This is a genomic window from Nocardia sp. CA-084685 (genome assembly GCF_050955785.1).
GTDB lineage: Bacteria > Actinomycetota > Actinomycetes > Mycobacteriales > Mycobacteriaceae > Nocardia.
Genome location: NZ_CP192094.1, coordinates 4577886 through 4598511 on the forward strand (window position 1 = coordinate 4577886; position 20626 = coordinate 4598511).

Sequence of the window (20626 nt, forward strand, 5' to 3'; positions counted from 1 at the left end):
GAAAGTGCCTCCTTATGCCGCGCTCCGCGGCCGCCGATGCTGGGACGAATCCAGTAACTACAACAATCGGGAGCGTTGCGATGATCCTGGTAACCGGTATCTCCGGAGCCCTCGGCAGCCTCGTCCACCAAGGCCTGTCCACCCTCGACGGACTGACAGTAGCGGGGGGCAGCCGCTCCGGTGACGACACCGCCACGCGCCGAATCGATTTCGACGACCCGGCAACGCTGTCCGCGGGACTGCGGGATGTCGATGTCCTCGTCCTGATTTCGGCCGGATATGCCGAAGACGATGTGGTGTTGGCCCGGCACGGTGCGGTGATCGACGCCGCCGCGGCAGCCGGGGTCCGGCACGTGATCTACACCAGTCTCGCGGGCTCCGGCGATCTGATGACCATTGCCCTGGCGCATCGGTGGACCGAAAAGCGACTGGCGGCAGCACCATTCGACGTGACCGTTTTGCGCAATGGCCTCTACGCGGAGGTGCCGGTCGGGCTCGCCGTCGCCGGTGCCGCCTCGTCGGTCGAATCCGGGGTGTTCGCCGCGGCATTCGGCACCGGCCGGACCTCGGTAGTAGCGCGCGAGGACCTGGCCGACGTGGCGGTTCGGGTCGCCGCGGAGACCGAGCGCGATCGGGCCGAGGGACGGCGGAGCAGGCATGCGGGCAAGGTGTACGAGCTGGCGGGTGTGACCGCGATCGGTGGCGCGGATATCGCCGAGATTCTGAGCGAATCCCTCGGTCGCCCGGTGCGATACGTGCCCATCTCGCTCGGCGAAATGCGGAATATGTTGCAGGGCAGCGGATTAGTGCCGTATCAGATCACGCACACACTCTCGTTGTTCGCCAATCTCGGTGCCGGACTCCTCGAAGCGGCAAGCACCGACCTGCTCGAGCTGCTACCGGGGGCACCGCGCGATGTTCGGGCACTCATCACCGACGCGGTGCGGGCGGGCGGGTATCAGTCGGTATCAGTGAACGCAGCAGGCTGAGCAGGCCGCGGTGATGGCTGCGGCCTGCGCGCCCGCGATTCGCGGGAGGATCCCCCGGGCCTACTCTTCCCTGCCCCCAACGGCCCCACACTGGCCGACGTCTCAGCGTCCGTACAAGCCGTTTCGGCCACCGGCCGAGTAGCCGCCTTCGGCCTCGCGTGCACGTGGCGCGACGACGCCTCCGCCGCCGCGCACGTCCGCCCGCTCGTCGACTCCGCCTGATCCCTATCCGGCGGCCTTGTACTTTCGCAGGTACTCGCCGGTGAGAGAGGTCGGGTGGGTCAGTAATTCGGCGGGAGTTCCGGTGAAGACGATTTCGCCGCCGTCCTTGCCGCCGTCGGGGCCCAGATCGATCACCCAGTCGGAATGGGCGACGACATCGAGGTTGTGTTCGATCACCACCACCGTATTGCCGCGGTCGACCAAGCCGTCCATCAGGGCGAGCAGGGTATCCACATCCGACATGTGCAGGCCGGTGGTCGGTTCGTCGAGAACGTAGACGGTGCCGGTGTTCTGGAGTTGGGTCGCCAGTTTGATGCGTTGACGTTCGCCGCCGGACAGGGTGCTCATGGCCTGACCGAGGCTGAGATAGTCCAGACCCACTTCGTTCATCGTGCGGAGCTTTGCCGATAGTGCCTTTTCGGTGAAGAAACCGAGGGCTTCTTCGGCCGACATCGCCAGCACATCGGCAATCGACTTGTCGCGCAAGGTCAGTGCCAGCACCTCGTCGGAGAACCGTCGTCCGTCACAGGCATCGCAGTGCGTGGTGACCGGGTCCATGTAGGCGACCTCGGTAATGATCACGCCGCGACCCTCGCACTGTTTACACGCACCGGTCGAGTTGAAACTGAACAGGCCAGGCGACTCACCCGTCGCCTTGGCGAACAGCTTCCTGATCGGATCCATCAGGCCCAGATACGTTGCCGGGGTGGACCGCGATGATGCCCCGATCGCCGACTGGTCGACGAAGATCGCATCCGGATGCTCCCGGACGAACACATCGCGGATCAGGCTGCTCTTACCGGAACCCGCGACGCCGGTGATCGCAGTGAGAATGCCGGTCGGCACCGCGACGGTGACATCTTTCAGGTTGTGCACATTCGCATGCTCGATCAGCAGCGCGCCGGTCGACTTGCGGAAGGTCTGCTTCACCGTGAACGGCCTGCGCAATCCCGCACCCGTCGGCGTATCCGCGGTTCGCAGTTCGGCGAAGGTGCCCTCGAACACCACCTGCCCGCCGTGCAGCCCGGCGCGCGGCCCGACATCGACGATATGGTCGGCGATCTGGATGACATCCGGATCGTGCTCGACCACCAGCACTGTATTGCCCTTGTCCCGCAATGCCTTCAGCAGGTTGTTCAACCTGCCGACATCACGCGGATGCAACCCGACACTCGGTTCGTCGAATACATAGGTCATCCCGATCAGCGTGCTCGACAGATGTTTGATCATCTTGAGACGCTGTCCCTCACCACCGGACAGGGTCGATGTCGGCCGGTCCAGGCTCAGATAGCCGAGTCCGATATCGGTCACCCGTTGCAATGCGGTTCGGATCGCGGCGGCCAGTCCGAGCGCGGCCGGATCGGTGATCTCATCGAGTACCGCCATAAGATCGGTGATCTGCATTCCGGACCAGTCGGCAATGTTGCGTCCACCGATCTTCGTGGCCAATGCCGCTTCGTTGAGCCGTGCACCACAACAGGTCGCGCAGACACCCTCGGTGAGGAATTTCTGCATTTGTTCGCGCGTCTTCTCGCTGAGTGTGGAGGTGTCGCGCTGCAATCGGGTGCGGGTGAATTTGGCCGCCAGCCCTTCGTAATTCGCCTTCCAGGTGCCCTTGGCGAAGGTCAGTTCCACCTTGCCGCCGGTGCCGTAGAGCAGGTCGGTGAACTCGTCGTCGGTGTAATCGGCCAGTTTCCTATCCGGATCGAAGCGCCCGGATTTGCCGTACATCTGCCACTCGCCGCTGTCCACCGCATAACCGGGCAGCAGAATCGCACCCTCGTTCAGTGATTTGCTCCGGTCGACCAAGCGGTCGGGATCGGCCCGCACCGTGACCCCGAGTCCGTCGCAGTCCGGGCACATGCCCTGCGGCACATTGAACGAGTAGTTGTAGACGAATCCGGCTGAGGGCGAACCGAATCGGGCGAACATCGCCCGTACCATCGAGTAGATATCGGTCATCGTCCCGACGGTCGAGCGCGGCCCGCCGCCGACGGGCTGCTGGTCGATGATGACCGGAGCCGTCAGATTCTCGATCGCCTCGGCGTGCGGCCGCTCATAGCGCGGCAGGAAGTTGAGCACGAACGCGGGAAATGTCGCATACAGCTGACGCTGGGACTCGACGGCAATGGTGTCGAAGACGATCGACGATTTGCCCGATCCGGAGACGCCGGTAAAGACGGTGATCTTGTTCTTGGGGATTTCCAACGAGACATTGCGCAGGTTGTGCTCACGGGCACCGAGCACACGGATGACATCCGTGGCAACGACGGAATCGGCAATAGGCATGTCGCACACCATGCCATGCATGACCGACAAAATGCCCGACGTTATATGATGCAGATCACATTAATGTCAGATGCGCATAAACTGTCGATCGGGCTGTGACCAGTGAATTCTTCGGCTGCGCCCGAGAGTTGAACGGCTCGACGGATTCCGTCGATGCTCTTGGATTTCGGCATCCTTGGGTCTCCATCTCATCTCATGAGTCGAGGAAGAGGCGTTCGCACGGAAGACGCGGATAGCGACTGATGTCGCCGAGGTCGACCGTGACCGCGTCGGCGTAATGCCGCCGCTGGTGCTCACGCGTGAATATCAGCGCGGCGGTGAGGCAGGCGACGTAGTCGAGGCGCACGCCGTGCAGGAACACGCTCAGGTGTACATCGGGTTCGTTGGGACGAGGCGAAACATGTTCGGGCTCTTGGTGTTGCAGGCTCACGGTTCCTCGATGTCGCGAACATCGTTGGGCTGGAGGGGGATTGCGTCGGACTTGCCGAGATCGGCGTCCGAATCGGAAATCCATCCGTCCTCGTCGACGGGCATCAGCGAGCCGTCCGCACCCTGAAACAGCGGACGGCTGTCGATGGGAGCGAGGTCCAGTTTTTGCTGGGTGTTCTGGTGAAAATCGTCGAGCAGACGACGCACAGATGGAGCTATTGCGGGGCCTGCCCACTCCCGGACCGCGGCCGCGACCTGCTCGACCAGTTCGGGCGGTGCACCCGTGTACGCGACTGGTGGCCCGGTGAACGGATCTCGTTGCGGAAGCATTCGTTTCGGCGTGTGCATGCCGCAAGGGTGTGTCAAGCGCCTAGGTTGGGCGGGGCGCATTCACGAGCTGGCGAAATCTCCGCGAATCCCCTGAATCCTTCTCGTGAGACGCATAGGGTCCCTCTCGAAACGAGAGGAACAGTTCGGCCGAATGAGAGGGTGGGGCAGATGGCGGGAGATGAACTCGAGGACACCGGAACCACGTTGCCGCGCAGGCAGCTCGGTCGTTTGCTGCGCGATGCGCGCACGGCAACGGGGATGAGCTTGGACGAGGCGGCGGCGCTCGTGCAGTGGAGCAGACCGACGCTCAGTCGCCTCGAACGGGGTGAGACCGAAAAGGTCAGGGTTAATGACGTTTTGTCGCTATGTGAGGTATTTGGACTGCCTGAGGACAAGACGGCGGTTGCGCGGGGGCTTGCCGAGCAGGCTCCAGTCAAGTCATGGTGGCATGCGTATAGTGATCTGATCCCGGCATGGGCCAACCTTTATGTCGGGTTGGAGTCCAGCGCAAAGGTTTTGACGATCTTTCAGCCGCTCATCGTGCCAGGCTTGCTTCAAACCGCTGACTATGCGCGAGCTGTTGACAGGCTCTACTTTCCGGACGACACCGACGATGAGATCGAACGTCGCGTGCAGGTGCGGGTGCAGCGACAACACATTCTCACCCGCTCGCGCGAACCCACCACGGTGTCAGTCATTTTGCACGAGAACGTGCTGCGAACGGTGGTTGGCAACGATGCGCTGATGGCCGCGCAGGCGCGCCATATCGCCGACATGAGCACACGCGACAACATCGAGATCCGCGTGATGCCGTTTCGTGCGGGTATCCCGCTCGGGGCAGCGACGCCACCGTTCACCATCATGGACTTCGGTCGTGATGCACGCGGTAAACAAGTGGTAGAGCCACCCCAGGTCTATTGCGAGGGTTATGCGGGTAGCGCCTATCTTGAGAGGCGGGCGGATGTGTTGACGTTTCGGAAGGCGTTCCGCAAGCTCCACCGGGCGAGTTTGGACACTCGTCCGAGCCGCGACATGTTGAGAGAGATAGCAGCAAGGAGACACCAGAATGAACGTTGACCTGACCGGTGCTCGGTGGTTCAAGTCGAGCCGCAGTCAGGGGGGAGCCGACTGCGTGGAGGTCGCCTTTCTCGGAGAAGGGCATGTCGGCGTCCGGGACTCGAAGAACCCGACCGCCCCCGCGCTGGTGTTCACTCCGTCCGAGTGGGACGCCTTCACCGCAGGCGTGAACAACCGCGAGTTCGACCATGAACGTTGATGCCGACCTAACCGGCGCTCGATGGTTCAAGTCTCGGCGCAGTGACGCGGGGAAGGAGTGCGTCGAAGTTGCCTTCCTTGACGGTGGTCACGTCGGCATGCGGGACTCCAAGAACCCAACCGGCCCCGCGCTGGTATTCACTCCATCCGAATGGGATGCCTTCACTGCTGGCGTCACCGACGGCGAGTTCGACCGGGCATAGGCTGGAGTAGAGCGGCGGCCCCCGGATTGGGGGCCGTTTTGCGTATCCGGCACGCGGCCCGTTCCGAACCGGTCGGCATCCGCCTGCCGCGTCTCGGACTACTTGTTGAGGAAAATGCCTGCGATATCGGCCTTTTTGATCGGGGTGTCCTGATTGACCTGCGCACCACAGAGCAGATCCACCTGGATCATCGTGGCGTCGACCGCCGTGCCCGCGGGCTCATGATCATCCTTGGTCTGCTGCTTGATGAATTTGGTGATCGTCGTGCGCTTGCCGTCCTGATCCTGTTTGACGTAATCGCGGCAGGTGGTGTCGCCGCCTTGGTTGAGCGCCCGCTCGATATCGGTGCAACCGGCCAGCAGTGCCGCGATCGCCGCGACCCCGAGCCCGGTCCGTAACAGCGTGGCGTTCATCTAGATCCTCCTGGCGCTTCGGCGGGCGACCGTGCCCGCGACGACGCGTAACAGCCTAAGGCAACCGACGATTACGGTCGGAACGTGCGCAGCGGCACATTCATCTCCGCGGACGTAAGCGAACCGTGGTGGCCGATCAGCATGGATTCCAGCGGTTCGGCGCCGGTGCGTACGACACCGCGCAGACCACGGGCCGCGACCACGAGATCGCCGATGCGCTCGGCGATATGCGGTGCCACGGTGGGGCCGAACCAGCCCCGCTCGATCACCTCGGCGCGGGCGACGACATCGAAGTCGTAGCCTAAAAATTCCTGCCAGGTCGCCGCCACATCCTCGGTGGCTCTGTCCACGGTAAACACGTGCCGGGCGCGCGGCTCGCCGCCGAGTAGGCGTACGCCGTCGCGCAGCACCTCTGTCTTGTCGTAGTCGATGCGATCGGCGAGTTCGACCATGCCGTGATCGGCGGTCACGATAAGCGCGGCATCGGGTGGCAGATGTTCGGCGATAGTCGCGGCCAGTCGGTCGACGTGTGCGAGCTCCAAAAGCCAAGCGTCAGAGGATGGTCCGCGCACGTGACCGGTCGTGTCGAGGTTGCCGTGGTAGGCGTAGACCAACGAACGCGGGCCCGCGCGCAATGCGGTCGCGACGCCGTCGACGAAATCGCCGACAGATACGTAGGGGCGGAATTCGCACCCGCGCAGCACGGCCCTGGTCAGCCCGGACCCTGCCTGCAGGCGCGGCGCGACATGGGTCACCGCGATATCATCGGCCGCAGCGCGTTCGAAAACCGTTGCGGCGGGCTGGAATTGCTCCGGCACCAGCTCGCGCAGCAGATCGATCTTCGGTCCCGCGCCGTGGAGCCGCCAGGTCAGCGCATTCACCAGCCGGTCGTACCCGGGCACGTGTATCAGGTATCCGGTGAGCCCGTGCTCGCCGGGCGGCACCCCGACGCCGAGCGAACTCAGACTGACCGTCGTCGTGCTCGGGAAGCCCGCCGTCAGCGTGCGCTGCGCCAGCGCCGACAGGAACGGCGCCACATCGCGATTCGCGACGAGCGCATCCGCGCCGAGACCGTCGATCAGCAGCACGCAGATCCGGTCTGCGGCGAGTTCGAGGCCGAGTCGGTCGACCTCGCCGGGGACGCCGAACCCGGCCAGGATGGAGGGGAACAGATCAGCCAAAGAACCCGTGCCGTAATTGGGGACTACAGCGTCACGAAGCGACTCCGTGGGGGGCGGGCTGAACACGAACTCAGGCTACTCAGGCCTGGCCGGTCTCGAATCGACTGATCTTGCCGTCGCGCACGATAAAGCGCCACGCGGTGCGCATCGAGCCCCAGCGGGAATTCGTGTAGTCGGCAACCAGTTCGGTGCCGTTGTCGCCGACCGATTCGACATTCATGCGCCCATTGCTGCCGAAGATCTCGGAGTCGGTCCACTGGACCAGGTTGCGCTCCACACCGTCATCGGACATGGTCGCGTCGTCGGTGAGGAGGGCGTAGAAGCGGTCCTGGTCGCTGTCGTTGAGTGCGGCGACGAATTCCTGGACCGTGGGATCGAGCTGCTGTGTCATCAAAACATCCCTCTCGAAGAGTGCGGGTGCATCGGACAGCAAACATTCGGTTTCACTCTAGTGTCGGGCGCGCCCGCGCGCATGTCACGCGCCGGATCCCATCAGCGCGGTGAACGTGCGCATGATGTCTTCGACCAGTGTGGGCGCGGTGGTCCCGAGCTGGATGCTGCGCTTTTCGAGCTGACCGTCGAGCCAGAGCGAGGCCATGCCGTGCGCCAGACTCCACCACATGACGGCCAGTGTGTCGGCCTTATCGGCGGGCAGCAATCCTTCGGCAACGGTATCGGCGACGGTGTCGGCAAGGACATCGAAGGCCGCATCGCCCGCGGCCCGCGCGTCCGGATGCTTATCGGGTTGTGAGAGTTCCGGACGGAACATCAGACGGAAGTAGCCAGGATTTTCCTGGGAGAACCGCACATAGGTTTCGGCTAGCGCGGTCAGCGCTTGCAGCGGGCTGTCGGCAGCGGCGCGCGCGTCGGCCAAATCGCTGCCGAGCCGTTGGAAACCCTGGGTCGACAGGGCGGCGAGCAGGGCTGAGCGATCAGCGAAATGGTGATACGGCGCTCCCGTGCTCACGCCCGCCTCGCGGGCCACCCGGCGCAGGCTCACCGCGCCGAGGCCCTCGGTTTCGATCAGCCGCAGGCAGGCGGCGAGGAGCGTGTCGCGCAGCGCGCCGTGGTGGTAACTGGTCCGCGTCACCAATCGAGCGTATTCGACACCCCGCTGGACAGCCTAACTATGCAGTGCTTAGATTATCTGAGCGGCGCTCAGATGAGCGGGCCGCATTCCCTCCTTCGAAGCGGGTAAGCATATGAGCTCACGGGTACTCGTCACCGGCGCAACGGGATTCGTCGCCGGACACGTCATCGCGGAACTGCTCGAGCACGGATATGCCGTGCGTGGCACGGTTCGCGACCTCGGAAAAGCCGATAAACGCGCACATCTGGTAGCGCTGGCGGATCGCCTCGGCAGCGAGTTGGAGTTCGTCGCGGCGGATCTGAACGACGATGCGGGGTGGGCGGCGGCCGTTTCAGGCTGTGCGTTCGTGCTGCACGTGGCGTCTCCGTTTCCGGTGACGCCGCCGGATGACGAACGGGAACTGATCGATACCGCGGTCGGCGGGACCTTGCGGGTATTGCGGGCGTGCGCTGACGGCGGCGTTCACCGGGTGGTGCTCACCTCTTCGATCGCCGCGGTGGCCTACGGCCATGAAACGGACGCGGTGCGCACCGAAGCCGATTGGTCGGTGGTCGAAAGCAGTGCGGCCTATCAGAAGAGCAAGACATTGGCCGAGCGGGCGGCATGGGATTTCGCGGCGAATTCGGATCTCGAGCTGGTAGTAGTGAATCCCGGAATGGTCTTGGGCCCATTGCAATCCGCAGCGACGAGCACCTCACACGAACCGGTGCGCCGATTGCTTGCCCTCGAGGCGCCGGGTTCACCGCGGGTGGGATGGGCCGTGGTGGATGTGCGGGATCTGGCGGTGGCGCATCGGCTGGCACTGGAGTCCGCCGCGGCGGTCGGGAATCGGTATATCTGTGCGGGCGAACATGTCTGGATGGCGGATATGGGGCGGATGTTGGCCGAGGAATTCGGGCCGCGTGGATATCGGGTGCCGACTCGAGTGCTCCCGAATGTTCTCGTGCGGGGGATCGCCTTGTTCGACAAGGGCATTCGTTTGACTGTGCCGATGTTGGGCCGCACCGAACAGCTCAGCTCCGAGAAGGCGCGGCGAGAACTCGGGTGGTCGATGCGACCGGTGCGGGAGACCGTGCTGGACACCGCGGAGAGTCTGATCGAGTTCGGCGTCGTGCCACGGGCGGCGGGGGCATCGTCGCGTCGGACAGTCGTGAATGCGTAGGGACGGGCTGTGCTGATCGCGACACTTGTCATCGGCACCATCGGATTGGTGCGTCGCTGGTTGGGCAGGCGGACACCGGAAAGGAAATCCGACGTGCCGCAATGGCGAAATACGCTGCGGCGGACCGTGCGGTCGGCCAAGCGGCCGGGCCCAGTACTGGCGGCTGTGGTGGCATTGGCCGGGATGGTCTGGGTGGGACTGCTGCTCGCGCCCTGCTGATGGGTCCTGGTAAACAGGAAGGGTGACGGCTGCGCGAGGCAAGTTCCGGTTCGGTGTCACTCTCCTTGCTCCCGCTTCGAGGGCGGAGTGGATACGAAAGTGTCGCAGAGCAGAGGAACTCGGGTACGACGTGATCGGCGTGGCCGATCACCTCGGGTTGCCCGCGCCGTTTCCGGCAATGATTCTCGCGGCCGAGGCGACCGAGCGGGTTCGGCTGACCACCCTCGTCTTGAACACACCGTTCTACAACGCGACGCTCTTGGCGCGCGAGGCCGCTACAGCCGATCAATTCACCGATGGACGCGTCGAGTTGGGGCTCGGAGCCGGATATGTCCGGGAGGAATTCGAAACGGCCGCAATCACTTTCGAGAGTGCAGGCAAGCGGGTCGAGCAGTTGGCAACGACCGCCGCTACATTGCGGCGGTTGTTCGCCGATCCGGAGTTTCAGCCGCGGCCCGCGCAGCCTTCCGGCCCGCCGCTGGTCATCGCCGGTTGGGGTGATCGGCTACTGCGGGTCGCAGCCGAATATGCCGATATTGTCGCGCTGCCCGGTGCCGCACCGGCGTACAACGGCGGACCGCTGCAGTTCGTCGGGCTCGACGCCACCGACGCGCGGATGGCGTTCCTGCGGGAGTTGCTCGGTTCACGGGCCGAGGATGTCGAGCTGAACATCCTGCTGCAGCGGGTGGTTCCGCCGGAGGAGCGCTCGGCCGCGTTGGAACTGTATGGGCCGTACCTACCCGCCGATATCGCCGACCGCCCGGAAGAGTTGCCCGCATTGCTGATCGGTACGCCGAAGGAAATGGCGCGCCAGCTCGAAGAACGCCGGGAACGATTCGGATTCGGCTACGTCTCGGTGCTCGAGAGCAGTATGGAGCCGATGGGCGCGGTCATCGAGTTGCTGCGCTGAATACGGGACACGCCACCGCAGGTCAGTCCGCGACATTGTGCGCGGCCATCCAGTCGGCGGCGCGTTTGCGCGAGGCCCGGCTGAGCCAGGCGTCCTGGATGACCTCGGCCAACTCCTGCTTGCTCAGTTCGCCGATGCGGCTGCCGCGCACCAGGACCGATAGATGCCCGTCGAAATGCGGGGTGGTGAAGAACGGTGAATCCGGATCCTGCACCAGCGCGAGTTTGTCCGATTCCGAGGGCACCCAGATCACGATCACATCCGGATAGCGTTCACCGGTGTCCGGATCGAATGCGTCGGGGCGCGGGTTGCGGAAGAAGATGAAGGATTTGCCGCCGACCTGGTACACCGCATTACCGTGTGGCCCGTCCACACGGTTGACGAACGGCATACCAATGGCCAATTCGTGCACGTCGGCCACCTTGGCTCGTCGTGAAGCCCTTGCCATATCAGCAGCGTAGACCGTGCTCGCGCATCAGAGTTGAACCTTCAATGGGGAACGGTCGGTTTGCCATCGGACTCTCGACTCGAATGGGCACGGTGCGTCCGCGGGCGGCCATCCGGTGATCGGCCAAGGTCCGCAGCCCCGGGCCGACACGCGAAGCCCGGCCGTCCCGCTGCACACCGGGACGGCCAGGTACGTGTCTTACCGGCCGGGCAGGAAACGGAAACCGCGGGTCAGCGACATCAATAGCCGCTGCCATTTGCCCCGCGAAATCACCGGCGGCGCATCGAGATTCATGAATCGTGTGACCACAACAGTCTGGGGTTCGGTGAACTTCAGCAGACCGTCCGGACCGTGCCTGCGCCCGACACCGGAGATGCCCATACCGCCCATCGGCGCTGCCGTTGTACCCCACGCCGGGGCATATCCCTCGTCGACGCAGACGGTGCCCGCGTGCAGTCGCTCGGCGATCCGCTCCCCCGCCACCTTGCTTTCGGCCCAGACGCTCGCGTTCAGACCGTATTCGGTGTCATTGGCCAGCCCGATTGCCTCCTCCACGCTCTCGACCGGGTAGATCGAGACCAGCGGACCGAAGGTTTCGTTGCGACCGCATTCCATCTCGTCGGTGACATCGGCGAGCACGGTGGGTTCGAAGAACAGCGGGCCCAGATCCGGACGCGCCTTGCCGCCAACGAGTACCTGAGCACCCTTGGAGGTCGCGTCCGCGACGTGCTTGGAGACGGTCTCCAATTGGGCCTCGGAGATCAGGCTGCCGATATCGGCCGAATAGTCGTAGGCCGCACCGAGTTTCGCGGCCCGCACGGCGGCGACGAACTTCTCGGTGAACTCCGCGACGACCGCCTTGTCCACATACAGCCGTTCGATCGAAATACACAGCTGACCCGCATTGGAGAAACAGGCGCGTACCGCCGCCTTGGCGGCCTTGTCCAGTTTCGCGCCGCGGGTGACGATCATCGGGTTCTTGCCGCCGAGTTCGGCGGAGAAGCCGATGAGCCTGCGCCCGCACTGTTCGGCCAGGGTGCGCCCGGTCGCCGAGGAACCGGTGAACATCAGGTAGTCGCAGTCGTCCACGATGGCGGTGCCGACGACGGTGCCCGGTCCGGGGACGACGGCGAGCAGATCGCGGGGCAGTCCGGCCTGGTACAGCAGTTCGGCGCTGGCCAGTGCGGAGAACGGTGTCTGACTATCGGGTTTGACGATCACCGCATTGCCCGCGAGCAGCGCCGGAATCGAATCGCCGATGGACAGCAGCATCGGATAGTTCCACGGCGCGACCACACCGACGACGCCCTTGGGCTGGTGACGCACGGTCGCCCGGTTGAGCACCGGAAAGGCGCCGGGCACACGGTGCGCGTCGAGCAGATCGGGCGCGACCCTGGCGAAATAGCGGGCCGCGAACATCAAGCCCATGATTTCTTCCTGGGCGGCCCAGCGCGCCTTACCGGTTTCGGCCTGGATCACGTCCATCAGGAATTCGCGCTGTTCGACGACCAATTCGCGGTAGCGCTCCAGTACCGCGGCACGATCCTTGGCCGGGCGCGCGGCCCATCGCGCCTGCGCCGCCCTGGCCTTGCCGATTGCGGCCGCGACGTCATCGGCGGTGCCGACCGGCACGCTGCCGAGCGGATTGCCGGTGAAGGTTTCGGCGATGGTTTTGCGCGCACGGGCATCCGGATCAGCGATGGCGGCGAGCGCACTCAGGCGGTCGAAGACTTCGGCATTCGGCGCGGGCATCGGTGCCTCCTACTTGTGAGTAACCCCCGGATACACACAACATACGCCGCATACGTTCTCCGCAGGAGCCTCTCCCCGGATGGCGGCGCCTATCCCGGTTCCGCTCGGCAAATCCCGAAACCGCGAGTCCTGCAAGAACACCCTGCCGACACCTGTTCAGCATCTCATCGAACGGACACCGGAACTGTCACAGGAATGTCAACCCGAGTCCCGCTCAGCGGGACATGAGCAACGAAATGGTCACAACTGGTTTAGATTATGGCGATGTTCAGAGCGAGGCTCGGGGTCCGAACGCGGATTCTGGCGATCGCGCTCGTGCCGAGCCTGACTCTGCTCGTGGTCGGCGTGGGTGCGGCGGGATATCTTGTCGCCGAGGGAAATAAGGCCAAGGACTGGGCGGCGCAGAATCAGCAAGCCATACCCTCCACCCGGGAATTGCTGGAGGCGGTCCAGAGCGAACGTCAGCTGACGTTGGCCGCGCTGACCGGGGACGAGGCCGCGACCCCCGCGCTCGGTGTGGCCCGGATGCGCCTCGACGGCGCTCTGAAGGGGCTGATCGATGCCTCCGCCGGTCTGCGGGCGGTGGACGATTCGAGGATCGGCGATAACGCCGCGAACTTCATGACGCTGTCGACCTCGATGAACCAGGTCCGCACGCTCACCGATGCCGGTACTTTGCCTGTCCCGGACGCCTACAACTTCTACAACCGTCTGCTCGACATCATTTCCTTCGGCACGGAGATCGCTGAGCAGTCCGCGCCGGATGCCGCGATCGGCGTGCATATCGCCGACGGTATGCGGATCTTCCTGGTAGCCGAGGCGATGTCGCGCAGCACGGCGCTGGCGGGCATGATCGTCAATGCGAACGGGCCGACCCCCATTCCGATGGAGGAGTATCTGCGCCAGATCGGCTTCTATCACGCCGAGGCCGCCAATCTGGCGGGCGAACTGGACCCCAAGCAGCAGGAGAGCCTGCACACGCTGATGGCGAGCCAGTCCTGGCAGCAGCTGACCGCCATGGAAAACGCGCTGGCCCAACGCAATACCACGGCGACGAGCAGCAACACCAGCTCGTCCAGTTCATCCAGTTCGTCGAGCAGCTCCACCAAACAGCCGACGCCCCCCACCCTGCCATTGAGCACCCAGGAGTGGCACAGTGCGGCCAGCGAGGTGAACCGCGGGCTGATCGATGTGTGGATCGCCCAGAACAAGTACTCGCAGCAGTTGGCCGAGGACGAGGCCGACGATGCCACCGCGCGATCGGCGTGGGCCGGTGGCGGTGTCGTCGTGGTCAGCCTGCTTGCGTTCGTGATCGCGATCGTGCTGGCGAACCGAGTCATCAATCGGCTCAAGCGGCTTCGCGGTGAAACCCTGGCGTTGGCCGATGAGCGACTGCCCGAGCTGATGCGCCGGCTCGGTGAAGGTGAGCTCATCGATCCGGCGGCCGAAGCCGCGGAACTGGATTACGGGCACGATGAAATCGGTCAGGTCGCCAAAGCCTTCCAGCACGCGCATGCCGCGGCCGTCGAGGGCGCGGTGACCGAGGCGCGCACCCGTGAGGGTGTGAAGGCGGTCTTCCTGAACATCGCGCATCGCAGCCAAATCGTCGTGCACCGACAGTTGGAGATCCTCGACAAGGCCGAAGCACGCCAGGAGGATCCAGCCTTGCTGGATACCCTGTTCCGGCTCGACCACCTCGCCACTCGCGAACGCCGCAATGCCGAGAATCTGATAATTCTCGGCGGTGGCCAGCCGGGGCGGCAGTGGCGCAATCCGGTGCCACTGATCGATCTGGTGCGCAGCGCGGTCGGTGAAACCCTGGACTACGCAAGGGTTCGCGTGGCCAGGCTGCCAGAGACGTATGTGCTCGGTGCGGTGGTGGCCGACCTCATCCATCTGCTCGCCGAGCTGGTTGACAACGCGACCTCGTTCTCCCCGCCGCAGTCGCGAGTGGAGGTGAGCGGCAATATCGTCGGCAAGGGCGTGGTCACCGAGATCAGCGACCAGGGCATGGGCATGACCGAGTCCGAGATCGACCGGGTCAACGAGATGCTGCGCAAACCACCGGATTTCGGTGTCGCGGCATTGTCTTCCGATTCCCGGCTCGGATTGTTCGTGGTCGCGCAGCTGGCCGCCAGGCACGGAGTCTCGGTCCGGCTGTCGGAGTCCGACTACGGCGGCATCCGCGCCATCGTGCTCATCCCCTCGGCTCTGCTCGCCACTGAACAATCCGCTCTGACAGCGGGTTCGGAACCGCTGGAATCGGCGCGCAGGCGACGGCATCCGGTCCCCTTCGTCGACTCCTCCCCCTATGGTGGCGTCGAATCCGAGTCCGCGGTGCTCACCGCGCCACCGCTGGCGCCGCCCGCCGTCGAAGCACCACCCGCGTTCGAGGCGCCGCAGCCCACCGCGCCCGACACCAGGCCAGCCCTGCCCCGACGCAACCGGCAGGCCAGCATCGCACCGCAATTGGCGCAATCGAACCAGCCCGAACCCGAAGCCGAAGCCGAGCAGCCGCCGGAGCGGGAACGCTCGGCGGAGCAGGCGCGAGATCTGATGTCCGCCATCGAAAACGGGACCAGGCAGGGCCGCCGCGCCGTCCCCGATGCCGTGCCGCCCGAGGTGACCGCCGCCGAGCAATTCGACACATATCAGGGACCGAGCGGTAAACACTCCGATGAACAGGAAGGCAACGGTGACTTCTTCCAGCCCCGGTGATCTCAACTGGCTGCTCGACGATCTCGTCGACCGACTCGCCGGCGTACGGTACGCGGTGGTGCTGTCCACCGATGGCCTGCTGCTCGGCCGCTCCACCGCGATGACCCGCGAGGACGCCGAACATTTCGCCGCCATGTCCTCCACCCTCTACGGCCTGGCCCGCAGCGCCGGCGCCCGCTTCGACGGCGGCGGTGTCCGCCAAGCGGTGATCGAACTCGATCGTGCGGTACTGTTCGTGACCTCCGCGGGCGACAACGCCTGCCTGGCGCTGCAGGCGGCCGAATCGGCCAATCTCGGGATGGTGGCATACGAAATGAATGTCACCGTCCAACGTGTCGGCACCTATCTATCCACCCCAGCGCGTTTGCCATGACACACGGCGGTGGGCAATGGTTCGACGAGGAGGCCGGTCCGCTGGTCCGGCCTTATGCGGTCACCCGCGGTCGGGTGATGGGGGCAGGCCATGACCTGGACATGCTCACCGTGGTCGTCACGGCCGATCCGCCGCCCACCCTGCGACGGACCGAGCCGGAATACGCGGACATCGTGCGACTGTGCCGCGCACCGCAGTCGGTCGCCGAGGTGGCGGCATATCTGAAACTTCCCTTGGCGGTGACCAAGATCCTCGTCGGCGATCTGATCGGCGAGGGCCACTTGATCTTCCGGGCGCCGGTGCAGCCGGAGGCGGGTCCCGGCGATCTCAACATATTGCGAGCGGTACTGGATGGCATCCGAAAGCTTTGATCCGACCCGGCCCGGTGTGACACCGCAGCTGGCGGCCTCGGTCAAGATTCTCATCGCCGGTGGATTCGGCGTCGGCAAGACGACCATGGTGTCCTCGATCAGCGAGGTCGCACCACTGCGCACCGAGGAGTTGATCACCGAGGTCAGCACCGGCGTCGACGACCTGTCCGGCGTCGAACACAAGACCACCACCACCGTGGCTCTGGACTTCGGACGCATCACCATCGACCAAGACCTGGTGCTGTACCTGTTCGGCACACCCGGCCAGGACCGGTTCTGGTTCCTCTGGGACGAACTCTCCCGCGGGGCGTTGGGCGCGGTCGTCATCGCCGACACCCGTCGGCTCGGCAACTCCTTCGCCGCCGTGGACTTCTTCGAACGTCGCGGACTGGCATTCCTGGTCGCGGTGAACTGCTTCCAAGGCGCGCCGGTCTACACCATCGACGAGGTCCGCGACGCACTCGACCTCGATGACCACATCCCGGTCATGCTGTGCGATGCCCGCGACCGCACCTCCTGCAAGGAGGTACTACTGAACCTGGTGCAGCACCTGATCGAACGGGCCGGGCGTTCCCCGGTCGCCAGCTGATCGCGGAGGCGAGTAGGTCGTCGACGGCTTCCTCAGCCCCGACCGATCGCGCACATGCAGGACCGAGGTGAACAGTCCGGCCATGGATTAACAGGCCGCGATGTATCGGAGCCAACTCGAAAGGTTGTGCTGCTCATGCCCCATTCAAGCTTGATGCCACCAGGAGATGAACAGCAGCACGCCACCAGCGGCCAGAAGCAGCGATACCGGGATCGGCCACCATGGACCGTGCCGACCCAGCAACCGGCGGGTCGAACGCACCTGCACCGCACCGAGGCCGGCCAGCGCCAGACCCCATACGGGTAGTAGCCCGACCCCGAGCAGTGCGTGCACTGCCCAGGCCCCGGCCAGCGTGGGACCACCCCATGAGTGCTCGAGATCGTTGTCCGCGATGAGTGGATAGCAAATTCCGCGCACCGCGGCGATGGCTGCCAGGAAGGCCAGAAACCAGGTCAACAGGCCAACCGCACCGGCCAGCACCGAATGCACGACCGCACGCACTGCCAGGCGGTCTCGCGGCGCGATGAAAATGCCGAGCAACCGGCGCGGGACCCGAAACCGGCTCGCTATCGGGCCGAGACCGATCACCGGCGCAACCAACGCGTATGCGGCCCAACGCAACAGTGAGCGAACCGTGGTCATGGCATCGACCGTATCCCGTGCGGCGGATGCGCGGGCACCTCAGGCCAATCGACCCGCATCGACGAGGTCGTCGAACAGCAGCTGATCGACCGGCGGCACCAGCGCGCGGTCGGCGTAGCAGAACCACGCGACCTCTTCGATCTCACTGCTCGCCGCGAGGGTGCCGCGATAGTCGGCGGTGTAGCAGCTCATCCGCACGACCACATCGCTGGCCGGTCCGTGCAGTGCGGCCTCGTATGTGCCGACGTGGGCGACAGTTTCCGGAATCAGCGCGACGGTCAGTTCCTCTTCGATCTCACGCAGCAGCGTCTGCAGATCGGACTCCGCACCCTCGCGTTTGCCGCCGGGAATGTAGAAGATTTCCTTGCCCTTAGGGCGCGCGCACAGGATCCTGCTGTCCTCGATCCGCACCCATGCGACCGTGTCGATCAGCTTCCGCGCTCGCCCATTCGCCACCGCCGCAGCCTAATGGACGTATCGATCCTGGGTGCTACGCCACATGCACGGTGAAACCGGCGTGGCCCATGGCGGCCGCGACGTGGTCGGCGGCGGCTTTCAGATCGAGGGTCGGTGGCAGTGAGCCGTTGAAGGTGGTGACGGAAAGGTCGTCGGCGCTGGTCTCCCAGATACCTGCGATGCGGCCGTCGAGGACGAGGATGGGAGAGATCCAGCCTGCTGCCCGGCTTACTCGGGAGCGATGTTCGGTGGGAAGTAGTTCGGTGTCGCCGGTGCCCGGCCCCAGGACGTATTGATCGAAGGCGCCCAACAGGTGTACCGAGGTGCGTGCCGGTTTCGTGGCGGCCAGTTCGTCGGCGTGTTCGGTGCGTATGTAGGCGCGCCTGCCTTCGATATCGACCTCGGTGAGTGCGTCGCCGAGGTCGGAGAACCACCGGCGCACCGTCGTTTTCTTCAGGCTGTTGCGGCTGAGCCAGGCATCGAAGGCTTCCGGGGTCGCCGGGCCGTAGGCGCCGAGGTAACCAGTAATGGCCACGGGGGCGGCGGCATCGGGTTCGGGCAGGCCGCGCCAACCGTTGATCAGATGGGCCGGGCTGGTGAAGGTGACCCGATTGCCTTGGGCGGGACCGTGACACAGCGCCCCCTGCCAGGCCAGCGGCTTGAGCAGCGCACCCCAGCCAGAGCGCAATTCCTCACCGAGCCGATGGAATGCGCGGTTGGCGACCAGTGCGTCGACCAGTTCGTCCCGGCTGAGCACCACGCCATCGAGTACCTGCCCCACCGCGTCGGCCAGGGCCGCGACCTCCTTCGGCGACGCCCCGAATGTGCGCTGCCAGGCGGGCTTCTCCCAGGTACGGGCGGAACCGATCAACGAAAGCACCGCGGCAGCCATATCGGGGGTGAGCGCGTGCAGAGTTCCCCGCATGGCCCAGGTCTTCATCAGGGTGCCCGCCGTCAATTCCGGTAGTAGCGCACCCGGATCGGGTTTGCCGCGCCGCAGCGCTACCGCGAGATCCGCGGCCGCGGTCACTTGGGCTTGCACACCGCACAGGCGCTCGACGATCTCGGTGACCCCGGCATCGCTGGGTGACATGACGAATTGCCTGCGCAGCCGCCAAGTGAAAACCTGCTCCCAGGTGACGTGCACTGCCCCTCCTCTGTTCTGCCGCCAGCCAGATCCGGCCCCTCACCGGATCCGGTCCGGTACCGGATTCATCCCAGCACTGTGCTGCAGAACAGTACTCCGACCGCGATCTCGAGAAGACCCACTACGGTCGCCGACATCACGGCGAGCAATGCGGTCCGATTCGTCGCGCGCCGCAGCGCGCCGACCGGTGCGACCAAACGCTCGGCCCGATCCAGTACGGCGGTGCCCGCCGCGCTCAACGCGGCTATCGGCAGCGGTTCGGTCGCGCCGACAATCGCGAGCAAACCCCCGAGCAGCGGCTCCCGGCCGTGCGTACGCGCGGCCGTATCGTCGGCGCACATTTCGAGTAGTCGGGCGATCTCGTGCACGCCGTCGGTCACCAGACGCATCCCGGGCAGGGTGATCGCGATTCCACGCAGGAATCGGAGCAGTCCCGCATGCCGCTCGTTCAGATGTGCGTGCTCATGGGCGAGTACCGCGGCGAGCTGTTTCTCGGTCAGTGCGTCGACAGCCGCGCTGGTGACGACGATGGTGTCGGGCCGTCCGGCCACGCAATAGGCTTGGCGCTGCGGCGAATCCAGCACGACCGCACCGACGCCGGGCACGCGACGACCGACGATGCGAACGGCGCGTCCGTGTGCGATGGTTTGGCGTCGCATGTACAGCATCGCCTGCGCGGCGTGCGCGAGGAGGGCCAGCAGCGCGACGGCGACCAGCGCCGCACAGGTCAGCGTGCCCAATTGGACCAGTAGGCCACCGTGTCGGTGCATCGGCGTGCCCAGCGCGTTGTAGCAGTCGCGCAGCGTATCGGCGGGATGCCAGTAAGTGGCGAATTCGATGATCAGCATGCCGGCAGCGATGACCCAGGCGCCCAGTGCGCCCGCGATCGCCACCAGCCAGGCGAGCACCCCGAGCCGGGGCGCGACGCCGCGCCGGGTGAGTCTGCGCAGCACGGTCGGGCCGAAGGTGGCTACCAAGCTGCCGTAGATCATCAGGCTGACGGCTACGTTCACGGCACCTCTGGGGTTTTGCGCGAGGTTAGCCGGCGCAGTGCGGCCCGCAAGCCGGCCGACTCCTCCTCGCTGATCCGATCGACGAAATGGCTGAGCACCAGATCCGAGCGGCCACCGGAGCCGAGCGCCTCGAGCATGAGCCGAGCGCTGTGTTCCTCTCGGGTGAGCGTCGGCCAATATCGATATGCCTTGCCCGCGCGTTCGCGCGCCAACCAGCCCTTGCGGTGCAGGTTGTCCATGGTCGACATGACCGTGGTGTAGGCAATACCGCGCTCGGCTGCCAGTTCGTCGAAAATTTCGCGGACCGTTGTGGTCTCCGCGTCCCGGTCCCAAATGCGGTCCATGATCACCGCCTCCAAATCCCCGAATCCACGCACGATGCCGTCTCCCTCATCAACTTCTGGA

At 65.1% G+C, this 20626-nt stretch carries 25 protein-coding genes; 11 read left to right on the top strand and 14 right to left on the bottom strand.

The window, feature by feature from the left end; all coding sequences use genetic code 11:
- Window positions 1-80 precede the first annotated feature (80 nt).
- Complete coding sequence (locus tag ACQP2U_RS20740; RefSeq protein WP_433716180.1) at window positions 81-989, top strand: NmrA family NAD(P)-binding protein; 909 nt, start codon at window positions 81-83, stop codon at window positions 987-989.
- Window positions 990-1214: 225 nt separating this feature from the next.
- On the opposite strand, the gene ACQP2U_RS20745 is transcribed toward ACQP2U_RS20740, so the two are convergent.
- The 3 genes from ACQP2U_RS20745 to ACQP2U_RS20755 form a co-directional block, all read right to left on the bottom strand.
- Entirely contained in the window at window positions 1215-3500 is a 2286-nt protein-coding gene (locus ACQP2U_RS20745) for an ATP-binding cassette domain-containing protein (protein WP_433716181.1), read from the bottom strand.
- Window positions 3501-3693: 193 nt separating this feature from the next.
- Window positions 3694-3930: a hypothetical protein gene (locus tag ACQP2U_RS20750; protein ID WP_397029932.1), complete on the bottom strand. Its 237-nt coding sequence runs from the start codon at window positions 3928-3930 to the stop codon at window positions 3694-3696.
- Complete coding sequence (locus tag ACQP2U_RS20755; RefSeq protein ID WP_433716182.1) at window positions 3927-4136, bottom strand: hypothetical protein; 210 nt, start codon at window positions 4134-4136, stop codon at window positions 3927-3929. Before ACQP2U_RS20755 ends, ACQP2U_RS20750 begins: the two co-directional genes overlap by 4 nt.
- 291 nt (window positions 4137-4427) lie before the next feature.
- Here ACQP2U_RS20755 and ACQP2U_RS20760 point away from each other — a divergent pair, with 291 nt between their 5' ends.
- The 3 genes from ACQP2U_RS20760 to ACQP2U_RS20770 are packed head-to-tail and all read left to right on the top strand — an operon-like array spanning window position 4428 to window position 5737.
- Window positions 4428-5336: a helix-turn-helix domain-containing protein gene (locus ACQP2U_RS20760; protein ID WP_433716183.1), complete on the top strand. Its 909-nt coding sequence runs from the start codon at window positions 4428-4430 to the stop codon at window positions 5334-5336.
- Window positions 5326-5535 carry a DUF397 domain-containing protein gene (locus ACQP2U_RS20765; RefSeq protein WP_433716184.1) on the top strand — a complete coding sequence of 70 codons (210 nt, stop codon included), beginning with the start codon at window positions 5326-5328 and terminating at the stop codon, window positions 5533-5535. Before ACQP2U_RS20760 ends, ACQP2U_RS20765 begins: the two co-directional genes overlap by 11 nt.
- Window positions 5525-5737 (top strand): DUF397 domain-containing protein, encoded by a 213-nt coding sequence (locus ACQP2U_RS20770; protein WP_433716185.1) that lies wholly within the window; start codon window positions 5525-5527, stop codon window positions 5735-5737. Before ACQP2U_RS20765 ends, ACQP2U_RS20770 begins: the two co-directional genes overlap by 11 nt.
- 98 nt (window positions 5738-5835) lie before the next feature.
- Here the strand turns inward: ACQP2U_RS20770 and ACQP2U_RS20775 are convergent, their stop codons facing one another.
- The 4 genes from ACQP2U_RS20775 to ACQP2U_RS20790 form a co-directional block, all read right to left on the bottom strand.
- Window positions 5836-6150: a hypothetical protein gene (locus ACQP2U_RS20775; protein WP_397029925.1), complete on the bottom strand. Its 315-nt coding sequence runs from the start codon at window positions 6148-6150 to the stop codon at window positions 5836-5838.
- Window positions 6151-6221: 71 nt separating this feature from the next.
- Window positions 6222-7397 (bottom strand): alkaline phosphatase family protein, encoded by a 1176-nt coding sequence (locus tag ACQP2U_RS20780; RefSeq protein ID WP_433716186.1) that lies wholly within the window; start codon window positions 7395-7397, stop codon window positions 6222-6224.
- Window positions 7398-7410: 13 nt separating this feature from the next.
- A complete protein-coding gene (locus tag ACQP2U_RS20785) occupies window positions 7411-7722 on the bottom strand; it encodes a nuclear transport factor 2 family protein (protein ID WP_397029922.1) in 312 nt (103 codons plus the stop codon).
- Window positions 7723-7806: 84 nt separating this feature from the next.
- On the bottom strand, window positions 7807-8421 hold the full coding sequence (locus ACQP2U_RS20790; protein WP_433716187.1) for a TetR/AcrR family transcriptional regulator: 615 nt from the start codon (window positions 8419-8421) through the stop codon (window positions 7807-7809).
- 112 nt (window positions 8422-8533) lie between these two features.
- Here ACQP2U_RS20790 and ACQP2U_RS20795 point away from each other — a divergent pair, with 112 nt between their 5' ends.
- From ACQP2U_RS20795 to ACQP2U_RS20805, 3 genes are read left to right on the top strand one after another with little or no spacing between them, the layout of a single operon-like run.
- Entirely contained in the window at window positions 8534-9583 is a 1050-nt protein-coding gene (locus ACQP2U_RS20795; RefSeq protein ID WP_433716188.1) for an SDR family oxidoreductase, read from the top strand.
- 9 nt (window positions 9584-9592) lie between these two features.
- Window positions 9593-9802, top strand: coding sequence for a hypothetical protein (locus tag ACQP2U_RS20800; RefSeq protein WP_433716189.1), 210 nt, complete (start codon window positions 9593-9595; stop codon window positions 9800-9802).
- Between the two features lie 22 nt (window positions 9803-9824).
- Window positions 9825-10712: a TIGR03621 family F420-dependent LLM class oxidoreductase gene (locus ACQP2U_RS20805; RefSeq protein ID WP_433716190.1), complete on the top strand. Its 888-nt coding sequence runs from the start codon at window positions 9825-9827 to the stop codon at window positions 10710-10712.
- 22 nt (window positions 10713-10734) lie between these two features.
- Here ACQP2U_RS20805 and ACQP2U_RS20810 read toward each other — a convergent pair whose 3' ends face one another.
- Together ACQP2U_RS20810 and ACQP2U_RS20815 are read right to left on the bottom strand one after the other, a co-directional pair.
- Window positions 10735-11160 (bottom strand): MmcQ/YjbR family DNA-binding protein, encoded by a 426-nt coding sequence (locus tag ACQP2U_RS20810; protein ID WP_433716191.1) that lies wholly within the window; start codon window positions 11158-11160, stop codon window positions 10735-10737.
- A gap of 198 nt (window positions 11161-11358) precedes the next feature.
- Window positions 11359-12912 carry a succinic semialdehyde dehydrogenase gene (locus ACQP2U_RS20815; protein WP_433716192.1) on the bottom strand — a complete coding sequence of 518 codons (1554 nt, stop codon included), beginning with the start codon at window positions 12910-12912 and terminating at the stop codon, window positions 11359-11361.
- 264 nt (window positions 12913-13176) lie between these two features.
- Here ACQP2U_RS20815 and ACQP2U_RS20820 point away from each other — a divergent pair, with 264 nt between their 5' ends.
- Genes ACQP2U_RS20820 through ACQP2U_RS20835 form a run of 4 tightly spaced genes read left to right on the top strand, consistent with a single transcriptional unit; the run spans window position 13177 to window position 16963 of the window.
- A complete protein-coding gene (locus tag ACQP2U_RS20820) occupies window positions 13177-15630 on the top strand; it encodes a sensor histidine kinase (protein ID WP_433716193.1) in 2454 nt (817 codons plus the stop codon).
- Entirely contained in the window at window positions 15608-16003 is a 396-nt protein-coding gene (locus ACQP2U_RS20825; RefSeq protein WP_364490422.1) for a roadblock/LC7 domain-containing protein, read from the top strand. Before ACQP2U_RS20820 ends, ACQP2U_RS20825 begins: the two co-directional genes overlap by 23 nt.
- Window positions 16000-16374, top strand: a complete 375-nt coding sequence (locus ACQP2U_RS20830) for a DUF742 domain-containing protein (RefSeq protein WP_397029908.1) — start codon at window positions 16000-16002, stop codon at window positions 16372-16374. Before ACQP2U_RS20825 ends, ACQP2U_RS20830 begins: the two co-directional genes overlap by 4 nt.
- A complete protein-coding gene (locus ACQP2U_RS20835; RefSeq protein WP_397029906.1) occupies window positions 16355-16963 on the top strand; it encodes a GTP-binding protein in 609 nt (202 codons plus the stop codon). The genes ACQP2U_RS20830 and ACQP2U_RS20835 overlap by 20 nt, the downstream gene beginning before the upstream one ends.
- A 144-nt stretch (window positions 16964-17107) precedes the next feature.
- Here the strand turns inward: ACQP2U_RS20835 and ACQP2U_RS20840 are convergent, their stop codons facing one another.
- The 5 genes from ACQP2U_RS20840 to ACQP2U_RS20860 all read right to left on the bottom strand — a co-directional run bounded on the left by ACQP2U_RS20840 (window position 17108) and on the right by ACQP2U_RS20860 (window position 20598).
- Window positions 17108-17605 carry a hypothetical protein gene (locus ACQP2U_RS20840; protein ID WP_433716194.1) on the bottom strand — a complete coding sequence of 166 codons (498 nt, stop codon included), beginning with the start codon at window positions 17603-17605 and terminating at the stop codon, window positions 17108-17110.
- Between the two features lie 39 nt (window positions 17606-17644).
- The gene (locus ACQP2U_RS20845; protein ID WP_433716195.1) at window positions 17645-18061 is read right to left on the bottom strand and encodes an NUDIX hydrolase; all 417 of its coding nucleotides are present in this window, start codon (window positions 18059-18061) and stop codon (window positions 17645-17647) included.
- Window positions 18062-18095: 34 nt separating this feature from the next.
- Window positions 18096-19208, bottom strand: a complete 1113-nt coding sequence (locus tag ACQP2U_RS20850) for a winged helix DNA-binding domain-containing protein (protein ID WP_433716196.1) — start codon at window positions 19206-19208, stop codon at window positions 18096-18098.
- A gap of 65 nt (window positions 19209-19273) precedes the next feature.
- A complete protein-coding gene (locus tag ACQP2U_RS20855; protein WP_433716197.1) occupies window positions 19274-20221 on the bottom strand; it encodes a M56 family metallopeptidase in 948 nt (315 codons plus the stop codon).
- The gene (locus ACQP2U_RS20860; RefSeq protein ID WP_433716198.1) at window positions 20218-20598 is read right to left on the bottom strand and encodes a BlaI/MecI/CopY family transcriptional regulator; all 381 of its coding nucleotides are present in this window, start codon (window positions 20596-20598) and stop codon (window positions 20218-20220) included. Before ACQP2U_RS20860 ends, ACQP2U_RS20855 begins: the two co-directional genes overlap by 4 nt.
- Between the last annotated feature and the right edge of the window lie 28 nt (window positions 20599-20626).